Raw genomic sequence first — 17,506 nt, 5'->3', positions numbered from 1 at the left:
AAGCGACCGCTCCGATCCCCGCCGCCACAGCGGCATGAGACGGCTCTCAAGAGCCCGTCACTGCGGCTTGACAGCATCATTGGGAATCTCCTTGCTGTGGGTGGTGCGCGGTGTCGGCGGCGGCCGCCACCACGAGCTGACCGAGGGACAGACCGCCGTCGTTCGGGGGGACCCGGCCGTGGCGCAGGACGGTGAAACCGCTCGCGCGCAGGGTGCGGGCACACGCGGACGACAGCAGGGTGTTGGCGAAGACCCCGCCGGTCAGTGCGACGGTCTCCAGTCCGTGCCGCTCGCGCGCGAGTGCGCAGAGCGTGCCGACGAGGGCGCCGACGGCGTCGTGGAAGCGGGCGGCGATCAGGCCCGGGGGCGTGCCCGCGCGTACGTCGGCCACCACGGCGGCCAGTACGGGCGCGGGATCGGCGGTGACCGGAGCACCGCCGGCCCGGCCGGGCGGCTGGCGCAGCCCGAAGGAGTAGCCGGGGCCGGCCGGGCCCGCGCCGAGGGCCGCGCCCTCCAGCTCGATGGCCGCCTGCGCCTCGTAACCGGCCCGGTGGCAGACGCCGGCGAGGGAGGAGACGGCGTCGAAGAGCCGGCCCATGCTGGACGTCGGGACGCAGTTCAGGCCACGCGCCAACTGACGCTCCAGTACCGGGAGTTCGTCCGGCGGGCAGGCGGCGGTGCAGGGCAGGTCCGGGCTCCACGCGATGCCCGCGGCCCGCAGATGGGCCAGCGCCATGCGGTACGGGCGCTGCACGGCCGCGTCCCCGCCCGGGAGGGGCACGTACCCGAGGTGGGCGAAGCGCGTGTAGCCGGTGTAGTCGGCGAGGAGGACCTCGCCGCCCCACACGGCCCCGTCGTCGCCGTAGCCGGTGCCGTCGAAGGCGACGCCGATGACCGGACGGCCACCGTCCAGGCCGTGCTCCGCCATGGCGGAGGCGATGTGCGCGTGGTGGTGCTGGACGCGCACGAGCGGCCGGCCGGCCGCGGCGCGGGTCGCCCAGCGGGTGGAGCGGTAGCCGGGGTGCCGGTCCGCGGCGAGGCGCAGGGGGTCGACGCCGGTGATGGACTCCAACTGGCGCTCGGCGCGTTCGAAGGCGTACTGGGTGGCGAGGTCGTCCATGTCTCCGACGTGGGCGGACGGCCAGGCCTGGCGCCCCGCCCCGAGGCAGAAGGCGTTCTTCAGGTCCCCGCCCACGGCGAGGGTCGGGGGGACCGGCAGCGGCAGGGTCAGCGGGAGCGGGGCGTATCCGCGCGAGCGCCGCAGGATCATCGTCTCGCCGTCGCAGACCCGCACCACGGAGTCGTCGCAGGGCACGTGGATGGGGCGGTCGTGCGTGAGCCAGGCGTCGGCGAGGCCGCGGAGCCGGTCCAGGGCCTCGTCGTCGTCGGTGACGATGGGCTCACCGGCGAGGTTCCCGCTGGTCATGACGAGCAGGTGGGGGCCCGGGGGGGCGCCGGGCAGGCCGAGCAGCAGGTGGTGGACCGGGGTGTACGGGAGCATCACGCCGAGGTCGGGACAGCGCGGGGCCACCTCGTCCGCCAGGACGCCCGGGGCGCCCGGGGCGCCTGGAGCCGCCGCGCCGCCGTCGCGCCGGCGCAGCAGCACGATGGGCCGTACGCCTCCCGTCAGCAGCGCGCGCTCCTCGGGGCCGACGTGCGCGAACCGTTCGGCGTCGGAGAGGTCCCGGGCCATCAGGGCGAAGGGCTTGTCACCGCGGTTCTTGCGACGGCGCAGTGCGGCCACGGCTCCCGCGTGGGTGGCGTCGCAGGCCAGGTGGTAGCCGCCCAGGCCCTTCACGGCAAGGATCGCCCCGGCCGCCAGGAGCCGACGGGCCTCGGCGACCGGGTCGCCGCCCGGGGCCTCGCGGGGCGGCTGTCCGGTGAGGAGCCTCAGCCGGGGGCCGCAGGCCGGGCAGGCGACCGGCTGGGCGTGGAACCGGCGGTCGGCGGGGTCCCCGTACTCGCGCGCGCAGTCGGCGCACATCGGGAAGCGGGCCATGGTGGTGTGGGCGCGGTCGTACGGCAGCCCGGTCACGATGGTGAACCGCGGCCCGCAGTGGGTGCAGGTGATGAAGGGGTGCCGGTGGCGGCGGTCGGCCGGGTCGGCCAGTTCGTTCAGGCAGTCGGCGCAGGTGGCCGCGTCCGGGGAGACCAGGGTGCGGGCGGGGCCGCCGGTCCGGGAGGCGATGATGGTGAATCCGGCGCCGCCCGAGACCGGGACCTCGCAGTGGTCGACGGCGTCCACGACGGCCAGCGGGGGCGCGTCCGCGGCGAGCCGCTCGCAGAAGCGGTGGACGGCGGCCGGGGCGCCCTCGACCTCCGCGACGACGCCCTCGGGGGTGTTGGTGACGTGCCCGGCGAGGCCGAGTCCGGTCGCGCGGGTGTAGACGTAGGGGCGGAAGCCGACGCCCTGGACCACGCCGCGGACGGTGACCCGGCGGCGCTGCACGGCCTCCATCAGCGGGTCTGCGCGGCGGGACGCACGTCCGGGTGGCCGTGATCGGGGTCGTGGTCGTGGCCGTGGCCGTGGCCGTGGCCGTGGCCGTGGCCGTGGTCGTGGTCGTGGCCGTGGTCGTGGACGTGCACATGGCCGCCCCCGTGGTCGTGGCCGTGGTCGTGGTCGTGGTCGTGGTCGTGGTCGTGCGGCTGCTGCAGGCCCGCCATGACAGGCGTGTGCGTCCCGGCGCCCTCCCCCGCCGCGAGCGCCCGGTCGAGCAGCAGCCCGATCCCCTCCCCCGCGCGGGCCGAGGTGAGGACCACCTCCACACCGGGGTTGACCTGCTCGACGTGGGCGCGGAAGGCGGCCTCGTCGAAGTCGACGGCCCGCGCGATGTCGGTCTTGGTGACCACCACCAGCTGGGCCAGTCCGAAGGCGGTCGGGTACTTCAGCGGCTTGTCCTCGCCCTCCGTCACCGACGCCAGGACCACGCGCAGCGACTCACCCAGGTCGTAGGAGGCCGGGCAGACCAGGTTGCCCACGTTCTCCACGAAGAGCAGCCGGGTGTCCTCGGGCAGCCAGCCGTCCAGGTGCCGGCCGAGCATCCCGGCCTCCAGGTGGCACAGCCCGTCGGTGAGCACCTGCTTGACCGGTGCGCCCGAACGGGCCAGCCGCTGCGCGTCGTTCTCGGTGGCCAGGTCGGCCGTCAGCGCGGCCACGGCGAGGCCCCGCTCACGGGCGAGGAGCAGTTCGCGCTCCAGCAGCGCCGTCTTCCCGCTGCCGGGGCTGGAGAGCAGGTTGACCACCGTCGTTCCGCGGGCGGTGAGTTCGGCGCGCAGGACCTGGGCCGCCATGTCGTTCTTGGCGAGTACCGCCTGCCGCAGATCGACCACTCGGCACATGGTTCAGGCCTCCTCGGGAATCGGTTCGCGGGTACGGGCTCCGGCTGGGCCGTCCTCCCAGCGCACGCTGAGGATCTCCAGCTCACGGCCCGAGAGCAGTTCCACGTCGGTGGCCCTGCCGCATGCGGGGCAGCACAGTTCGGGGGGCATCCCCACGGCCCAGGTGTCGGGGCAGGAGGCGCAGCGGGCGCGGGCGGGCACGGGCTCGGTGACGAGCGTCGCGCCGTCGAGGACCGTTCCGGCGCAGGCCAGTTCGAAACAGAAGGCCAGCGCGTCGGGCACCACGCCCGCCAGCTCGCCGACCCGCAGCCGTACGGAGGTGACGGCGTGCGCGCCGCCCGCCCGGGCCGCCTCTTCCACCTGGCCCACTACGGCCATGGCGATGGACATCTCGTGCATGGGACTCCGTCCTGCCGGGGCTCATTACACCGGCGGGACGGGGTCGTCACGGTCGGGCACGCCGGTGCGCGGCGCGCCCCGTACGCCATTCGGGCGTGGCAGGGGCAGTGGCGTCACATCCTGCGCATGCGCAGGTAGCGCCTGAGGTCGGGGAGGAACGCGACCAGGACCGCGGCGAGGGCGGCGGCCGCGGCCCCGCCGATGACGGCGTTCTTCATGGGGTTCTCCTCAGTTCGCGATGGGGGCCGCCGGCTTCGTCGGGGGCCGGGGTGCGGATCAGGTCCAAGACCGTGCGTACGGCTTCCGGCACGGCGGCGCTCACGGCCGCGCTGAGCCCGATGCCCTCGTCGAGGCAGGCCGGTTCGCAGCCGAGGACCAGCGTGCGCCGTGGCGGGGTGGCGCCGGTGCCCGCGCACAGGGTGCCGAGCAGGGCGAGGACGGCGTCGGGGGACATGTGGTGGCCGTCGAGGACGGGTGCGCCGGGCGCCGCGCCGACGGCCCCTGCGCCGCCGCCGACGCCGCCCGGCTCCTCGCTCCCGTCGGCCTCGATGAGGTAGAGCGTGCCCGGCTCGCCGCCGCGGGCGGTGGCGTCGACGATCAGGAGCGTGTCGTACCCGTCGAGGAGCTGGTAGGCGAGGTGGACCCCGCGTACACCGAAGTCCACCGCCTCGACCCCGTCGGGCAGCGGGTGGGCGGACAGCGCCCGTACGGTCTCGACGCCGAAGCCGTCGTCGCCGAGGAAGACGTTGCCGATGCCCGCGATCAGGACCCTGTCGCTCACGCGTCCTCCAGGGGGGTGACCTCGTCGGGCTGGAAGTAGAGGAACCTGCCCTGCTCGCGGCGGATGTCCGCGCCCGGGTCCTCCTCCACGGTGACGGCGAGGTGGACCCCGCCGTCGACGTCGTGCAGGACCGCCTCGACCAGCGCGGCACGGCCCTGGAGGAACAGGTCCTGGGCGTCGGTGCGCCGCAGTCCGGGGCGGAGCATGACCCGGCTGCCGGGGCCGACGGAGGCGCCGGCGATCGTGATCCGGTCACGGGCCGGGTCCGCGGTCTCCGCCCGGGCCGGGTCCCACCAGGGGGTGTCGGGGCTGAACACCGTGTCCTCGGAGGGGAGTTCGGTCAGCAGGGGCGGCTGGTCCGGTCCGGTGATCTCCCGCAGGGCGCGCACCGCGCCGTGCAGGCGGTCCAGCACCTCGGGGGGCATGGAGTCGGCGAGGTCGATCACGGCGGCCGCCCGGGCGTCCGTGCCGCGCGCCTCGCGCTTCTCCTGGTCGGTCAGGGCCGCCGTGCGCAGGGCGAGGATCTCGTCGATCTCGGTGGCGTCGTACATTGCGCCCGCGCTCTCGGGGGCGATGGCCGCGTGGTCCTCCAGGATGATCGGGGAGGACAGGACCACGTCGGCGCGGCCGGGTTCGCCGGCGAGCACCGGCCAGGTGTGGCGGTTGACGCAGGCCGCCACCGCCTCCCGGGCCCACTCGGGCGGGTCGGTCACGGACAGGAAGGAGCCGGAGTCGAGGCCCAGCAGGAGGTGGGCGGCGACCAGCGAGTACGGCAGGGCGGCCTCCCTGTCGGCGGAGCCGTTCCCGGACCCGGGCGGCGGGGCCCACGGGCTGGTGTTCTCCACCACCGCGCGGAGTCTGAACACCCGGTAGGCGCCGTCGAGTTCGGTGGCGCTGAGCCGGACGAGGCCGTCGGCTTCCTCGGTACGCCGCACCAGGCGGCCCACCATCCGCCCGTCGGCGTCGAGGACGCTCTCCGCCTCGTCGCGGGCGGGGCGGTGGAAGGGGACGCTCACCTCCCCGGCCACCAGCTCGGCGACGGGAACGGACAGCTCGACCCGCTCCTCCACGCCCTCGTCCCAGGGGACCAGCACGCGGTCGTCCAGGTGCAGCTCGGCCACCTCCGCGAAGTGGCCGCCGGCCAGGGCTTCTTGGACCGTACGCCGCTGGGCCCGCAGGAAGCGCAGCTCCAGGGCGAGCGTCGCCCCGCCTCGCGGCTCCATCAGGATCTCGGTCTGCTGGAAGACGTGTTCGTCGTGCGCGTGGCCCCACGCCGGGGGGACGAGCACGCCGAACTGCCAGCGCAGCCGGTTCTTGGCCGCCGACGCCCGGTACGGGTAGAGCACGTACCCCTCGAAGAGGACGGCGTCGGCCACCTGCCGGGCGGCGGTGAAGCGGGACTCGGCGGCGCTGGTCGTGGTGGTCGGGGAACCGGTCACGGGGCGGACCTCCCGGTGCGGCGGGGCAGGACCGCCCCCGGCCGGGGCGCGCCCGGCGGAGGCGGCTGCGGCGGCGGCGCGGCCGCGTCCAGCAGGGCCCGTACGGTCGCCTCCCACGAGGCGAGCGCGTTGCGGGAGCGGTAGGCGAGCAGCTCGTCCATGGTGTCGCGGGGCAGCCGGAGCCAGCCGCAGCCGGGGAAGTGCTGCTCGACCATCTCGCGCCACACCGCCACGGGCATCCGGTACGCGGCTTCGCGGTCCCAGGGCACCGGCTCGACCCGGAAGCCGCCGTCACCGGTGAAGGCGGTGCCGGAGAACAGCATCAGCAGCGGGACCTCCCCCTCCGCCAGGGCTTCGAAGTAGCGGGTCGCGGCGATGTCCATGTCGTAGGTGCACGGCACGACCAGGTCGGTCTCGGTCTCCCCGGTGAAGCTCGGGACCATGGCCTGGACCTGGGCGAACTGCACGGGCTTGACCGTGGTCCCCCACCGGGAGCGCTCCCCGAAGAGGTCGGCCAGCCCCTCGGCCTCGGCGGGGCCGTAGCCGCGCCGGGCCGGTTCGATGCGGATCTGGCAGCGCAGGGCGAGGGCGTGCACGCGGGCTCCCCCGGCGGCGGTGATGCGCAGCCGGAAGACGAGCGTGGGGCCGGCGGCGTAGGGGTCGGCCCGCACCCCGGTGCAGGAGAAGGCGAGCTCCGCCGTCCCCGACGGCGTCGTCGCCGACGGCACCGTCGCCGTCGTCCCCGCTTCGGCGGGCCTCGATGGAATCGCGGTCACCGGACCCCTTCCTCCGCCAGGACCCTGGCCCGGCGCTCCACCTGCGCGAAGAACTCGCGCAGCGCGGCCCGGGCCTCCGCGCCGCCGTCGAAGCCCTGCCACAGCAGCCGCATCCGCCCCACCAGCTCGTAGCAGATGTCGATGGGCACGAGGTAGCACTCGGTACGGCCCTCCGAGCGGCGCAGCAGCAGCGCCTCCACGTCCGGTTCGAGCAGCTCGGCGAGCCGGCCCGTGCCCAGGACGGTCTGCCAGGTCTCCGGGGCGAGTTCGCTCTCGGTGGCGCCGGCCGGGCTCGGGTAGAGGGCGACGAGCCGGTCGAGGGCGGCGTTGCGGAAGAAGAACGCGACCCCGACCGGGATCTGGAGGAGTTCCCACGCGCCGTCGTCGAGCCGGTGGCCCGGGTCGGTGAGGTAGCGGACCGGTACCGCCCGCAGCCGTCCGGTGGCCGCGCCCGGCCGGTCGAACAGCAGGGCGCAGGGGGTGCAGGCGCAGAGCAGCGTCCGCTTCTCGGTCTCCACCAGGTGGCGGTGGGACTCCCCCGGCACGATCACCCCGCACAGTTCGCAGGTCTCGGGCCGGGGCGGGCGCGGGCCGGCGAACCTGCGCAGCCCGCGCGTGCCGTTCGTACGGATTCCGGGCCCGGTCACGACACCCGCGCCGGGCTGGGGGGCCGGGTGCCGATCTGGAGGAGGGCGGGCGGCGGGGCCGCGGCGGGTTCCATCTCCACGCTCGTCACCTCGGGCGCGAAGCAGGCGAGGGTGTCCTCCAGGGTCCGCCGGGCGGCGTCCTGACCGCCGCTGCCGCAGCCGCAGCCGCCGGAGGCGGGCCCCGGGCGCAGCCGCAGGACGCCGGTGCTCTCGTCGAAGCCGACGAGCTCCACCGGGTCGGCCACGGAGTCGAGGGCGCGGGCGATCCGGGTGCGCGCGTCCTCGGGGTGCAGGCCGTGCAGGGAGAGCAGGCTCGCCACGAGTTCGTCGTCGAGCACCGCGTCGAGCGGGCCCTTCCCCACTCCCTCGACGATCCGGGCGAGCCCGGCGCCGTAGAAGTCCATGAGGACCCGCACCAGTTCCTCGGCAGCCGCGCACGCCGCCCGGTCGCCGGTGGCGGCGATCCGGTCGAGCACCTCCTCGACCCTGCGCCCCGCGCGGGCGGCGTCGAGCACCGCGCTCATCCGCCCAGTCCGCTCAGGCCGGTGGGCACGTGCATGGTCTTCACGGTCTTGCCGCCGCCGACGTACATGTGGACGCCGCAGGGCAGGCAGGGGTCGAAGCTGCGCACCGCGCGCATGATGTCGATGCCCTTGAAGTTCTCCGGGCTGTTCTCCTCGAAGATCGGGGTGTTCTGCACGGCGTCCTCGTACGGTCCCGGGGTGCCGTAGCTGTCACGGACGCTGGCGTTCCAGGGCGTCGGCGGGTACGGGTGGTAGTTGGCGATCTTCCCGTCGCGGATCACCATGTGGTGCGACAGGACGCCCCGTACGGCCTCGGTGAAGCCGACGCCGAGACCCTCGTCCGGGACCTCGAACTTCTCCCAGGTCTGCGTGCGTCCCGCGCGGACCTCGGCGAGGCCCTTCTCTGCGCAGTGCAGGGCGATGGCGGCCGCGTACGCCTGGAAGTAGGTGCGGGCGCGGTTGCGCTCCAGCGCGTTGCTCCACTTCGGAATCTTCCACTCGAAGCGGGTCTCGGGCTTGGTCATCGTGCGCGGCAGCGTGATGACGACGCTGTTGCCGGTGGCCTGCACGTAGTCGGTGTGGACGAGCCCGGACAGGGCGGTGGACCACAGGCGGGCGATGGGGCCGCCGCCGGTGTCGAGCGCGAGGTGGTCCTTGCCGTCGAACCAGCGGGGTGACATCACCCAGCTGTACTTGTCGTCGAAGTTCCGCTTCTGCGGCGCCGGGATGGTGTGCTGGTTCCACGGGTGGCGGGGGTCGACCGGGTTGCCGAGCGGGTCGTGGGTGACGAACTGCTCCTGGCCCTGCCAGTCGTCGTAGTACGAGCTGCCGAGCAGGATGCGGATGCCGAGGTTGATCTCGGTGAGGTCGTTGGTGACCAGTTTGCCGTCGACGATCACGCCCGGGGTGACGAACATCTTCCGTCCCCAGTCGGTCATGTTGGCGTACGTGAAGTCGCAGTACTCGGGGTCGTTGAGGGCGCCCCAGCAGCCGAGCAGGACGCGCCGGCGGCCGACCTCCTCGTAGCCGGGCAGGGCCTCGTAGAAGAAGTCGAAGAGGTCGTCGTGGAGGGGGACGACCTTCTTCATGAACTCGCAGTACCGCATGAGGCGGCTCATGTAGTCCGTGAAGAGCTGGACGGAGGCGATGGTGCCGACGCCGCCCGGGTAGAGGGTGGAGGGGTGCACGTGGCGCCCCTCCATCAGGCAGAACATCTCGCGGGTGTAGCGGCTGACCTGGAGCGCCTCGCGGTAGAACTCGCCCTCGATGGGGTTGAGGGAGCGCATGATGTCGGCGATGGTCTTGTAGCCGTGCTCCCCCGCGTGCGGGGACGGCGTGCGCTCGGCGAGCTCCAGGACACCCGGGTTGGTCTCGCGGACCATCTTCTCGCAGTAGTCGACCCCGACCAGGTTCTCCTGGAAGATGTTGTGGTCGAACATGTACTCCGCCGACTCGCCGAGGTTGATGATCCACTCGGCGAGGTGGGGCGGCTTCACCCCGTAGGCCATGTTCTGCGCGTACACGGAGCAGGTGGCGTGGTTGTCACCGCAGATCCCGCAGATGCGGCTGGTGATGAAGTGCGCGTCGCGCGGGTCCTTGCCCCGCATGAAGACGCTGTAGCCGCGGAAGACCGACGAGGTGCTGTAGCACTCCGCGACGCGCTTCTGCTTGAAGTCGATCTTCGTGTGGATGCCGAGACTGCCCACGATCCGGGTGATCGGATCCCAGGCCATCTCCACCAGGCCGCTGCCGTCGCCGGCCGCCTTCGTGTTCGCTGCCATCTGTCTGCCGTGACCCTTCTTCGGTGCGGGGAGCGGGAGTTGCTGCGCGTGCGCTGCGGGAGAGGGAGGAGCGGGAGGTCACCAGGGCGGGCGGTAGCCCGTGGTCAGGCTGCGGCCGCCGTGCCTCCACTTCGGTTCCTCGTCCACGGTGTGGGCGGTGACCGCCCGGAGCTTGCGGACCAGGGCCCCGTACGCGCCGCTGGCCTTCGTGGAGACCTTGGCGCCGGGGGGTTCGTCCATGAACGGCATGAACTTGTCGGGGAAGCCGGGCATCGTGCAGGCGATGCAGATGCCGCCGACGTTCGGGCAGCCGCCGATGCCGTTCATCCAGCCGCGCTTGGGGACGTTGCACTTGACGACGGGACCCCAGCAGCCGAGCTTGACCAGGCACTGCGGGGAGTCGTAGGCCTCGGCGAACTGGCCCTGCTCGTAGTAGCCGGCGCGGTCGCAGCCCTCGTGGACGGTGGCCCCGAAGAGCCAGGTCGGGCGCAGCTTGTCGTCGAGGGGGATCATCGGGGCCGAGCCGGCCGCCTGGTAGAGCAGGTAGGTCAGGGTCTCCGAGAAGTTGTCCGGCTGGATCGGGCAGCCCGGTACGCACACGATGGGGATGCCGGCCTTGGAGGTCCAGTCCCAGCCGAGGTAGTCGGGCAGGCCCATGGCGCCCGTCGGGTTGCCCTCCATGGCGTGGATGCCGCCGTACGTGGCGCAGGTGCCGATGGCCACGACCGCGAGGGCCTTGGGGGCCAGCCGGTCGATCCACTCGCTGGTGGTGATGGGCTGTCCGGTCTCCGGATCGTCGCCGAATCCGCACCAGTAGCCCTCGGGCTTGATCTTCTCGTTGGGGATGGATCCCTCGACGACCAGGACGAAGGGGTCGATCTCGCCCCGCTCACCCTTGAAGAACCACTCGATGAACGTGTCGGCGCCGCCGACCGGCCCGCATTCGAAGTCGATCAGCGGCCAGTGCACGGCGATCTTGGGCAGACCGGGCAGCACGCCGGTCACGATCTCCTCGATGCTCGGCTGCATCGCGGCCGTCAAGGACACGGAGTCGCCGTCGCAGCTCAGTCCCGCGTTGATCCAGAGGATGTGGATCGGGGGGTCTTCGACCGGGTCCTTCGTCACTGCGGCCATGGGATGCCTCCTCGGGGAGGGGGTCGGGAAGGGGGTGCGGAGAGGCGGCCTGTCTCGTCCTCACCCTTCTTGCTAACAGCAGGCCGGTCCCGGTGCCGCGTCTGGTGCGGCCAGTCCAGTGACGGGCGGCCCGGCGACCGCGCGTTCCTTGCGCACGAAGGCGCGGCGCAGGGCGTGGTACGGCGCCTCCGGGTCGAAGAAGGTGCGGTGCATGCGGGCCAGCTCGGCCTCGCGGTGGGCGGCCAGCGGCCGGTCCGCCTCGTCGCGCTCGCGGGCGGCCTTCTTGTCGGCGATCCGGGCCGTGGTGGCGGGCAGGGCGGCGAGGCGGGTGGCGAGGCGCTCGGTCTCCGCGGTGAACTCCTCGGGCGCGCAGGGCACCGTACGGTCGACCAGGCCCAGGCCGTGCGCGGCGGCGGCGCTCAGCGGCTGGGCCTCGGCGGTGAGGCGCTCCGCGAGGCCGGGGCCGACGCGGCGGGGCAGGACGTACGTCCAGTACTCGGAGCCGTACAGCCCCATCAGGCGGTAGTGCGGGTTCAGGACGACGCCCGAGCGGCACCAGACCTCGTCGGCGGCGAGGGCGAGCACGGCCCCGCCGGCGGCGGCGTTGCCGCCCAGCGCGCTGACCACGAGGCGGTCGGTGGTGGTCAGGACCGCCTCGACGAGGTCGTCCATGGCGTTGATGTTGGCCCAGGATTCCTCGGCAGGGTCGGCGGCGGCCTCGATGACACCCAGGTGGATGCCGTTGGAGAAGAAGTCCCGGCCGCCGCCCAGGACCAGCACCGAGGTGGGGCGGGTGCAGGCGGTCCGGTAGGCGTCCAGCAGGCGGCGGCAGTGCGCGGTGCTCATCGCGCCGCCGGGGAAGGAGAAGGTCAGGAAGCCGGCCCGGCCCTCCTCGTGGTAGCCGATGTCGGACCAGGTGGGGCGGTGGGGGCCGGCGTGCGCGGGCGCGGGCACCTCGGGAAGCGGGGGCAGCCGGTCCGCCAGGGCCACGGTCGCGGGCAGCTTGGGCTCGGCCGGCCGGCCGGGCCGGCGGCGGGCGCGCAGCTCGGGGATCCAGACGGCGCCGTCGGCGGTGGCCCGGCAGACCGCGCCGGCGCGGGTGGCCAGCAGCTCGCCGGGGCGGCCGCGCAGGTGGTCCTCGCGGCGCCCGCCGTGCAGGAACCACTCGCCGCCGAGCAGGTCGTCCCGTACGCCGGGCTGGGAGTCGGCGGCGCGCAGCGTCCGCAGGACCCGTTCGGTGCCGTCCGTCTCCCAGTCGATGCGGCGGTCCTCCTGGCGCAGGAGGGGGCGGGCCCGGCCGCCGGACTGCGGCCGTGGGACGTAGGTGCCGGAGGCGAAGCGTTCCACGGCGAGGAGGACGGCCTCCAGGGCCGCGTCGGCGATCTCGCCGCGGTAGAGGTCGCTCTTGCCGACGGGCGGCACCGGGCAGTCGACGCTCGCCCAGACGTCGCCGGCGTCCATCTCCGCGTTGGCCTGCAGGACCGTGACGCCCCATCGGGTCTCCCCGTCCTGGATGGCGCGGTCGAGGGAGGAGGGGCCGCGGTCGCCGACCGGTCCCGGGTGGACGATCAGGCAGGTGTGGGCGGCCCAGACCTCCTCGGGGAGGGCCGTCCGCAGCATCGGGGCGATGACGAGGTCGGGCCGGTGCCCGCGTACCGCTTCGGCCAGGGGGGCTCCGGGCAGGGCGAGTTCGACCGCGACGCGGTGGCCGTGGTCGCGCAGCTCGGCGTGGACCCGCTGCGTGAGGCTGTTGAACGCGCTCGCGACGAGCAGAACGTACACGTCATCTCCCAGCGGCGGCCCGGAGCCGCGATACGGCGGTGCCCGGCCCGAGCGGCCGCGCGTGACCGGAACATGACCGGCCGCCTGAGATGGTCGAGCACTCCGGGGCCCGGGCGGCCGAAGCTGCGCGGCGTTGTCACTCGAAAGCGCCCCTCACGACGGCCGCTCGGCCGTAGGGGGAGCTCGGGGAGGTGCCGCTTGCCTCACGGGGCGGGGGGCACCCGGCGGCCCGGCCGTTCCCTTCTCCCGAGGGATGCCGGGCGCGGATACGGGCCCGTTCCAGCCGGCTGGTCCGGTGGACGGGCCCGTGCCGTCGCCGCCGCCCTACCGGGCGGCCGCGGAACTCAGACGAGGTTCTTGTACAGGTTCCAACCGGTACCGAACTTGACCCGGGCGGCGAAGGTCGCGGTGCCGGCCTTGCCCGTGGAGGAGTACCGGTACACCACGCCGTTCGGGAGACGGCAGAGCAGGTCACCCTTGCTGTCGCCGTCGATGTCCCCCGGGACGAACAGCTTGTCGTACTGGTCGAAGCCGCTGCCGACCTGCTCCCGGGCGGCGAACGGGGCGGTGGCCGTCCCCGTGCCCTTGAAGAGGAACAGGCGCCCGGAGGTGTCCCGGGCGAGCAGGTCGGGCCGCCCGTCGCCGGAGTAGTCGCCCGCGCCGACGAGCGCGTCGTAGCCGTTCCAGCCGGTGCCGACCTTGACGCGCGCGCCGAACCTGGTCACCAGCGCGCCGTCGCCGGGGTGGAGCCACAGGACGCCGGCGGAGTCGCGGCTGAGGAGGTCGCCCTTGCCGTCCCCGGTGAGGTCACCGGGGCCGACGGTCAGGGGGTAGTTCCACGTGGTGCTGACCCGCTCGCCCTGGATGAACAGGTCGCTGCCGATGTTCTGCACGTAGGTCGCGTGGTTGCGGCTGTTGAGCCCGGTGGCGTACGCGGTGCGGGACCCGGGCGTCTCCTTGCCGACCCGGACCGGCGGCGTCCGGTAGTCGCCGTTGGCCAGGGCGTTGTACTTGGCGAGGTCGTCGTCCGCTTCGGTGCCGAGGTTCTGTGACTTGCCGTAGAGCGGCGTGGTGCCCGCCCCGACGATGAACTTGTTGAACTCGTAGCCACTGCCGAAGTACCCGGGTGCGGCGAACTTGCCGCCACCGAGCGACTTGAACCAGTACTCCACGCCGTCGCGGTCGCGGGCGAGCAGGTCGCTCAGGCCGTCGCCGTCGCCGTCATCCGAGCCGGTGATCACGTTGTACGCGTTCCAGCCGGTGCCTACCTTGACGCGGGCCTTGAGCGGGGCGGTGGCGCTGCCGGCCCCCTTGTGGAACCACAACTCACCGCTCAGCGTGCGGGTGAGGACGTCGCCGAGGCCGTCGCCGTCGACGTCGTCAGCCCCGACCAGTTGGTCGTAGACCCCCCAGCCGGAACCGACCTTGACCCGCGCGTCGAAGGGTTTGGCGACGCTGCCGGTGCCGGTGTACAGCCACAGGTCTCCGGCGTGGTCGCGGGCCAGCAGGTCGGGGTGGCGGTCGCCGGTCAGGTCGCCGGTGGCCATGACGCGGTTGTAGATCTGCCAGCCGCGGCCCGACCAGAGGGGCGCCGACGTGCTCGTCAGGCCTGCCTCGTAGAGCGTGAGCACCCCGTCGAAGGAGAGCGAGAGCAGCTCGGGCTTGCTGCTGCCGCCCACGTCGCCCACCGGCAGCAGGTCCTTGAACGAGCCGCTGGGGTCGGGGTCGGTCTTCTGGATCGTGTACTCGCTCCAGGTCGAGATCGAGGACAGGTAGACGGCGGTGGTCTGGTCGAACTCCATGACGATCAGGTCGCTGATGCCGTCGCCGTCGACGTCGTGCCGCGGCTTGGCGGCGGCCGCCGGCGCCGGCGTCGCGGCGCGGCCGGGCAGGACGACGCTCGGGTACGTGCGATCGCCGCCCGGTGCGGCCTCGGAGGCCGAATCCGCCGCCGGGCCGACCAAGGTCGGGGCTGTGGCGGAGTCGGGTGTGCCGGGCTGCGGGGCGGCGCTGCTCGGGGCGGCGGTCAGGGCGCTGACGGCCAGGGCCAGTACCCCGCCGGCGGCCAGTGCGCGCAGTCTTCCGCGGTGCGATGAAGTCAAGATCCCCCCTGAGGATCGAGCCGGGACTCGCCCGGACACGTCTCGCTGTGTGCGGGGAGACACACGTCCACGCGTGAACGGTTCCCGCTGCCAGCCGAGCCGCGCCCCGCCTCGCCCTTGACCACGCCGATCGCAGGCCCGCCCCAACTCGGCTCCGCGGAGCCTCAGTTGCGGTCCTCGATGCCGATCGCCTCGCGCAGGTCCTTGTGCGCCTGGCCCGTCCTTCCCTCCTGCTGTTCCAGGAGGGCGGCGGCGATCGCGTCGAGCTTGAGCTGGATCGCGTGCTCGGCGCGCCGCTCGGAGTTCTTGAGCAGCGCCAGGAGCAGCAGGGCGACCGCGCCCATCGCGTCGCCCACCAGGTGCTGCCAGCTCTCGTCCAGGCCCGCGAAGTGGACCGCGAGGAAGGCGGCCACCAGCAGGACGCACAGGAAGGAGAAGAGGGGGGAGCTGGTGAAGTTGGACGCCAGTTCCGCGAGCTTCGCGAAGCGGCTGAGCCGCCCCGATCCGCCCTGGTCAGCCGGATGTTCCAAGGTCATGTCGGGCACCTGCCCGCACGCGGCCCGTCGAACCCCCCGCGAGGCCACACTTTGTGAAGATATCGCGCCAGACTGGCGAGATGACTTCACCGCAAGCGGTCATTTTCGCTCAGCAAGCGTCGTGTGCGGTCAGTAAATGACCGTACCGTCCTTGCTGCTCGGAGCCCCGAGGGCGTGCGGAACTGATCCTTCCAGGCCTTTCGAGGATGGCCGGAAAAAACGGCTCCCCATCGATTCGCAGACACCATCCGGCCATTCCATGCGAGTTGACCGGGTAGCGCGGGCCGACCTAAGGTTTGGACCAGTACTGCCCAGTACCCCATATCCGGCTTGACTTCTTCTCTGCTGCACTCCGCCCGGGCGGATCGAAGAGCGGGCATTTCACGCCGACCGCACTCGTGGAGTCGCGCGTCGCTTTCACCCTTTGCCCGCCGACCCGCACCCGGTGCGAGCATCGACTTCCGGCACTGATTGAGGCTGAGAATGCTTGACGCATCATTATCGCCGTTGCCCGCTGCCCTGGACGAAATCCGCTACGCCACCGTCGTCGACGCCCTGCACGCCCACGCCGCCCGCATTCCGCAGGACGAACTCTTCACCTTCCTTCCCGACGGCGAGGAGGCGGAACCCTCCCTGACCTTCGCGACGCTCGACGCCAGGGCGCGCGCGGTCGCCGCGGACCTGCGCGCACAGGTGGCGCCCGGCTCCCGGGCGCTCCTGCTGTTCACCCCCGGCCAGGACTTCGTCGTCGCGTTCTTCGGGTGCCTGTACGCGGGCGTGGTCGCGGTTCCCGCCTACCTCCCGCACCCCGCGCAGCGCGCCCGTGGACTGCTGCGGCTGGCCGGCATCGCCGAGGACGCCCAGCCCGCCGCGGTGCTGACCACCGCGGACATCCGGGCGGTCATCGAGACGACGGCACGCACCATTCCGGAAATCCGGGAAACGGCGTGGCTGGCGGTCGACACCCTTCCCGAGGAAGACGGAGCGCAATGGTCCGCCGCCGCCCCGGATCCGGATTCCCTCGCATTCCTGCAGTACACCTCGGGTTCCACCGGGCAGCCGAAGGGGGTGATGGTCACCCACCGGAACCTCGCCCACAACATCGACCTCATCCGCACGTCGCTCGGGATCGACGCGTCCACGGTCGTGGTCGGCTGGCTGCCGCCCTATCACGACATGGGGCTCATCTCCATGATCATTATGCCGGCGATGCTGGGCGTCCATTCCGTTCTGATGCCCACCGTCGCTTTCCTGCAGAACCCGGTGCGCTGGCTGCGCGCGATATCGACGTACCGGGGGACGCTTTCGGCGGCCCCCAATTTCGCGTTCGACCTGTGCACGCGAAAGGTGACCGACGAGGACCGCGCGACGCTGGACCTCTCCTCCTGGTCCGTCGCGACGAACGGCGCCGAGCCGATCCGCGCGGAGTCGATGATCCGGTTCGCCGAGGCCTTCGCCTCCACGGGCTTCCGTCCGGAGACCATCATTCCGGTGTACGGGCTCGCCGAGAGCACGCTGTTGGTGAGCGGTGCGCCGCTCGCACGGCCGTGGACGTTCCGCTCCTTCGACGAGAACGAGCTGGAGCGCGGTTTCGCGGAGCCGGTGCCGGACGGCGGCCCGGGCGCGCGCGTGCTCGTCAGCTGCGGCGTCAGCCGGACGCTGGACGTGGCCGTCGTCGACCCGGAGAAGCACATCCGCTGCCTTCCGGGGCAGGTCGGTGAGATCTGGGTCGCGGGCGAGAGCGTCGCCGTCGGCTACTGGCAGCGCCCCGACCTCAGCCGCGAGGCGTTCGGGGCCACGCTGGGCGACAGCGGCGAAGGCCCGTACATGCGCACGGGGGACCTCGGTTTCCAGACGGAGGACGGCCTCTTCGTCTGCGGTCGCATCAAGGACGTCGTCATCGTGGGCGGCCGCAACCACCACCCCCACGACATCGAGCGGACCGCGGAGAGCGCCCACCCGGCGATCCGCCCCGGATGCGTGGCGGCCTTCGGCGTGGAGCGCGACGGGGAAGAGGCGGTCGTGATCGCGGCCGAGCTGCGCCGGGAGGCCGCAGGCGGCAAGGACGCGGCGGAGCCCGACACCGTGGCGAACGCCGTACGGCGCGCCGTGATGCAAGAGCACCGGCTGACCCCGCGGGACGTCGTCCTGCTGCCCGCCGGAACCCTTCCCAAGACGTCGAGCGGGAAGTTGCAGCGCGGTGAGACCCGGAAGGAGTACCTGGCCGGCCTCGATCCGTGGAACACGAAGCGCTGACTTGCACGAC

General features: G+C 72.9%; 15 protein-coding genes. 1 reads left to right on the top strand and 14 read right to left on the bottom strand.

Annotated elements, in window-relative coordinates; translation table 11 throughout:
* Window positions 1–76 precede the first annotated feature (76 nt).
* From hypF to ACFYP3_RS30170, 14 genes are all read right to left on the bottom strand, one after another.
* The gene (gene hypF / locus ACFYP3_RS30235) at window positions 77–2,458 is read right to left on the bottom strand and encodes a carbamoyltransferase HypF (RefSeq protein WP_388839313.1); all 2,382 of its coding nucleotides are present in this window, start codon (window positions 2,456–2,458) and stop codon (window positions 77–79) included.
* Window positions 2,458–3,339, bottom strand: coding sequence for a hydrogenase nickel incorporation protein HypB (gene hypB, locus ACFYP3_RS30230; protein WP_388839310.1), 882 nt, complete (start codon window positions 3,337–3,339; stop codon window positions 2,458–2,460). The genes hypF and hypB overlap by 1 nt, the downstream gene beginning before the upstream one ends.
* Window positions 3,340–3,342: 3 nt before the next feature.
* A complete protein-coding gene (locus tag ACFYP3_RS30225; RefSeq protein WP_388839307.1) occupies window positions 3,343–3,738 on the bottom strand; it encodes a hydrogenase maturation nickel metallochaperone HypA in 396 nt (131 codons plus the stop codon).
* Between the two features lie 113 nt (window positions 3,739–3,851).
* Window positions 3,852–3,956 (bottom strand): DUF6893 family small protein, encoded by a 105-nt coding sequence (locus ACFYP3_RS30220; RefSeq protein WP_388839304.1) that lies wholly within the window; start codon window positions 3,954–3,956, stop codon window positions 3,852–3,854.
* Window positions 3,953–4,519, bottom strand: coding sequence for a hydrogenase maturation protease (locus ACFYP3_RS30215; RefSeq protein ID WP_388839301.1), 567 nt, complete (start codon window positions 4,517–4,519; stop codon window positions 3,953–3,955). Before ACFYP3_RS30215 ends, ACFYP3_RS30220 begins: the two co-directional genes overlap by 4 nt.
* Complete coding sequence (locus ACFYP3_RS30210) at window positions 4,516–5,958, bottom strand: hypothetical protein (RefSeq protein WP_388839297.1); 1,443 nt, start codon at window positions 5,956–5,958, stop codon at window positions 4,516–4,518. Before ACFYP3_RS30210 ends, ACFYP3_RS30215 begins: the two co-directional genes overlap by 4 nt.
* Complete coding sequence (locus ACFYP3_RS30205; RefSeq protein ID WP_388839319.1) at window positions 5,955–6,686, bottom strand: DUF6084 family protein; 732 nt, start codon at window positions 6,684–6,686, stop codon at window positions 5,955–5,957. Before ACFYP3_RS30205 ends, ACFYP3_RS30210 begins: the two co-directional genes overlap by 4 nt.
* A 44-nt stretch (window positions 6,687–6,730) precedes the next feature.
* The gene (locus tag ACFYP3_RS30200; RefSeq protein ID WP_388839294.1) at window positions 6,731–7,381 is read right to left on the bottom strand and encodes a DUF5947 family protein; all 651 of its coding nucleotides are present in this window, start codon (window positions 7,379–7,381) and stop codon (window positions 6,731–6,733) included.
* On the bottom strand, window positions 7,378–7,905 hold the full coding sequence (locus ACFYP3_RS30195) for a hypothetical protein (protein WP_388839291.1): 528 nt from the start codon (window positions 7,903–7,905) through the stop codon (window positions 7,378–7,380). Before ACFYP3_RS30195 ends, ACFYP3_RS30200 begins: the two co-directional genes overlap by 4 nt.
* The gene (locus ACFYP3_RS30190) at window positions 7,902–9,686 is read right to left on the bottom strand and encodes a nickel-dependent hydrogenase large subunit (protein WP_376613218.1); all 1,785 of its coding nucleotides are present in this window, start codon (window positions 9,684–9,686) and stop codon (window positions 7,902–7,904) included. The genes ACFYP3_RS30195 and ACFYP3_RS30190 overlap by 4 nt, the downstream gene beginning before the upstream one ends.
* Before the next feature lie 78 nt (window positions 9,687–9,764).
* The gene (locus ACFYP3_RS30185) at window positions 9,765–10,820 is read right to left on the bottom strand and encodes a hydrogenase expression protein HypE (RefSeq protein WP_388839288.1); all 1,056 of its coding nucleotides are present in this window, start codon (window positions 10,818–10,820) and stop codon (window positions 9,765–9,767) included.
* A gap of 72 nt (window positions 10,821–10,892) precedes the next feature.
* Window positions 10,893–12,602, bottom strand: a complete 1,710-nt coding sequence (locus ACFYP3_RS30180) for an enoyl-CoA hydratase-related protein (protein WP_388839285.1) — start codon at window positions 12,600–12,602, stop codon at window positions 10,893–10,895.
* Window positions 12,603–12,946: 344 nt separating this feature from the next.
* Window positions 12,947–14,704: an FG-GAP repeat domain-containing protein gene (locus ACFYP3_RS30175; protein ID WP_388839283.1), complete on the bottom strand. Its 1,758-nt coding sequence runs from the start codon at window positions 14,702–14,704 to the stop codon at window positions 12,947–12,949.
* 164 nt (window positions 14,705–14,868) lie between these two features.
* Window positions 14,869–15,240, bottom strand: coding sequence for a hypothetical protein (locus ACFYP3_RS30170; protein WP_388839280.1), 372 nt, complete (start codon window positions 15,238–15,240; stop codon window positions 14,869–14,871).
* Window positions 15,241–15,747: 507 nt separating this feature from the next.
* On the opposite strand from ACFYP3_RS30170, the gene ACFYP3_RS30165 reads away from it, so the two are divergent.
* Window positions 15,748–17,496: a fatty acyl-AMP ligase gene (locus ACFYP3_RS30165; RefSeq protein WP_388839277.1), complete on the top strand. Its 1,749-nt coding sequence runs from the start codon at window positions 15,748–15,750 to the stop codon at window positions 17,494–17,496.
* Window positions 17,497–17,506: the final 10 nt, after the last annotated feature.

Origin of the sequence: Streptomyces sp. NPDC005533 (genome assembly GCF_042871845.1) — a bacterium.
In the GTDB taxonomy this organism is placed as follows: Bacteria; Actinomycetota; Actinomycetes; order Streptomycetales; family Streptomycetaceae; genus Streptomyces.
This window is presented reverse-complemented; position numbering and strand designations above follow the sequence as displayed.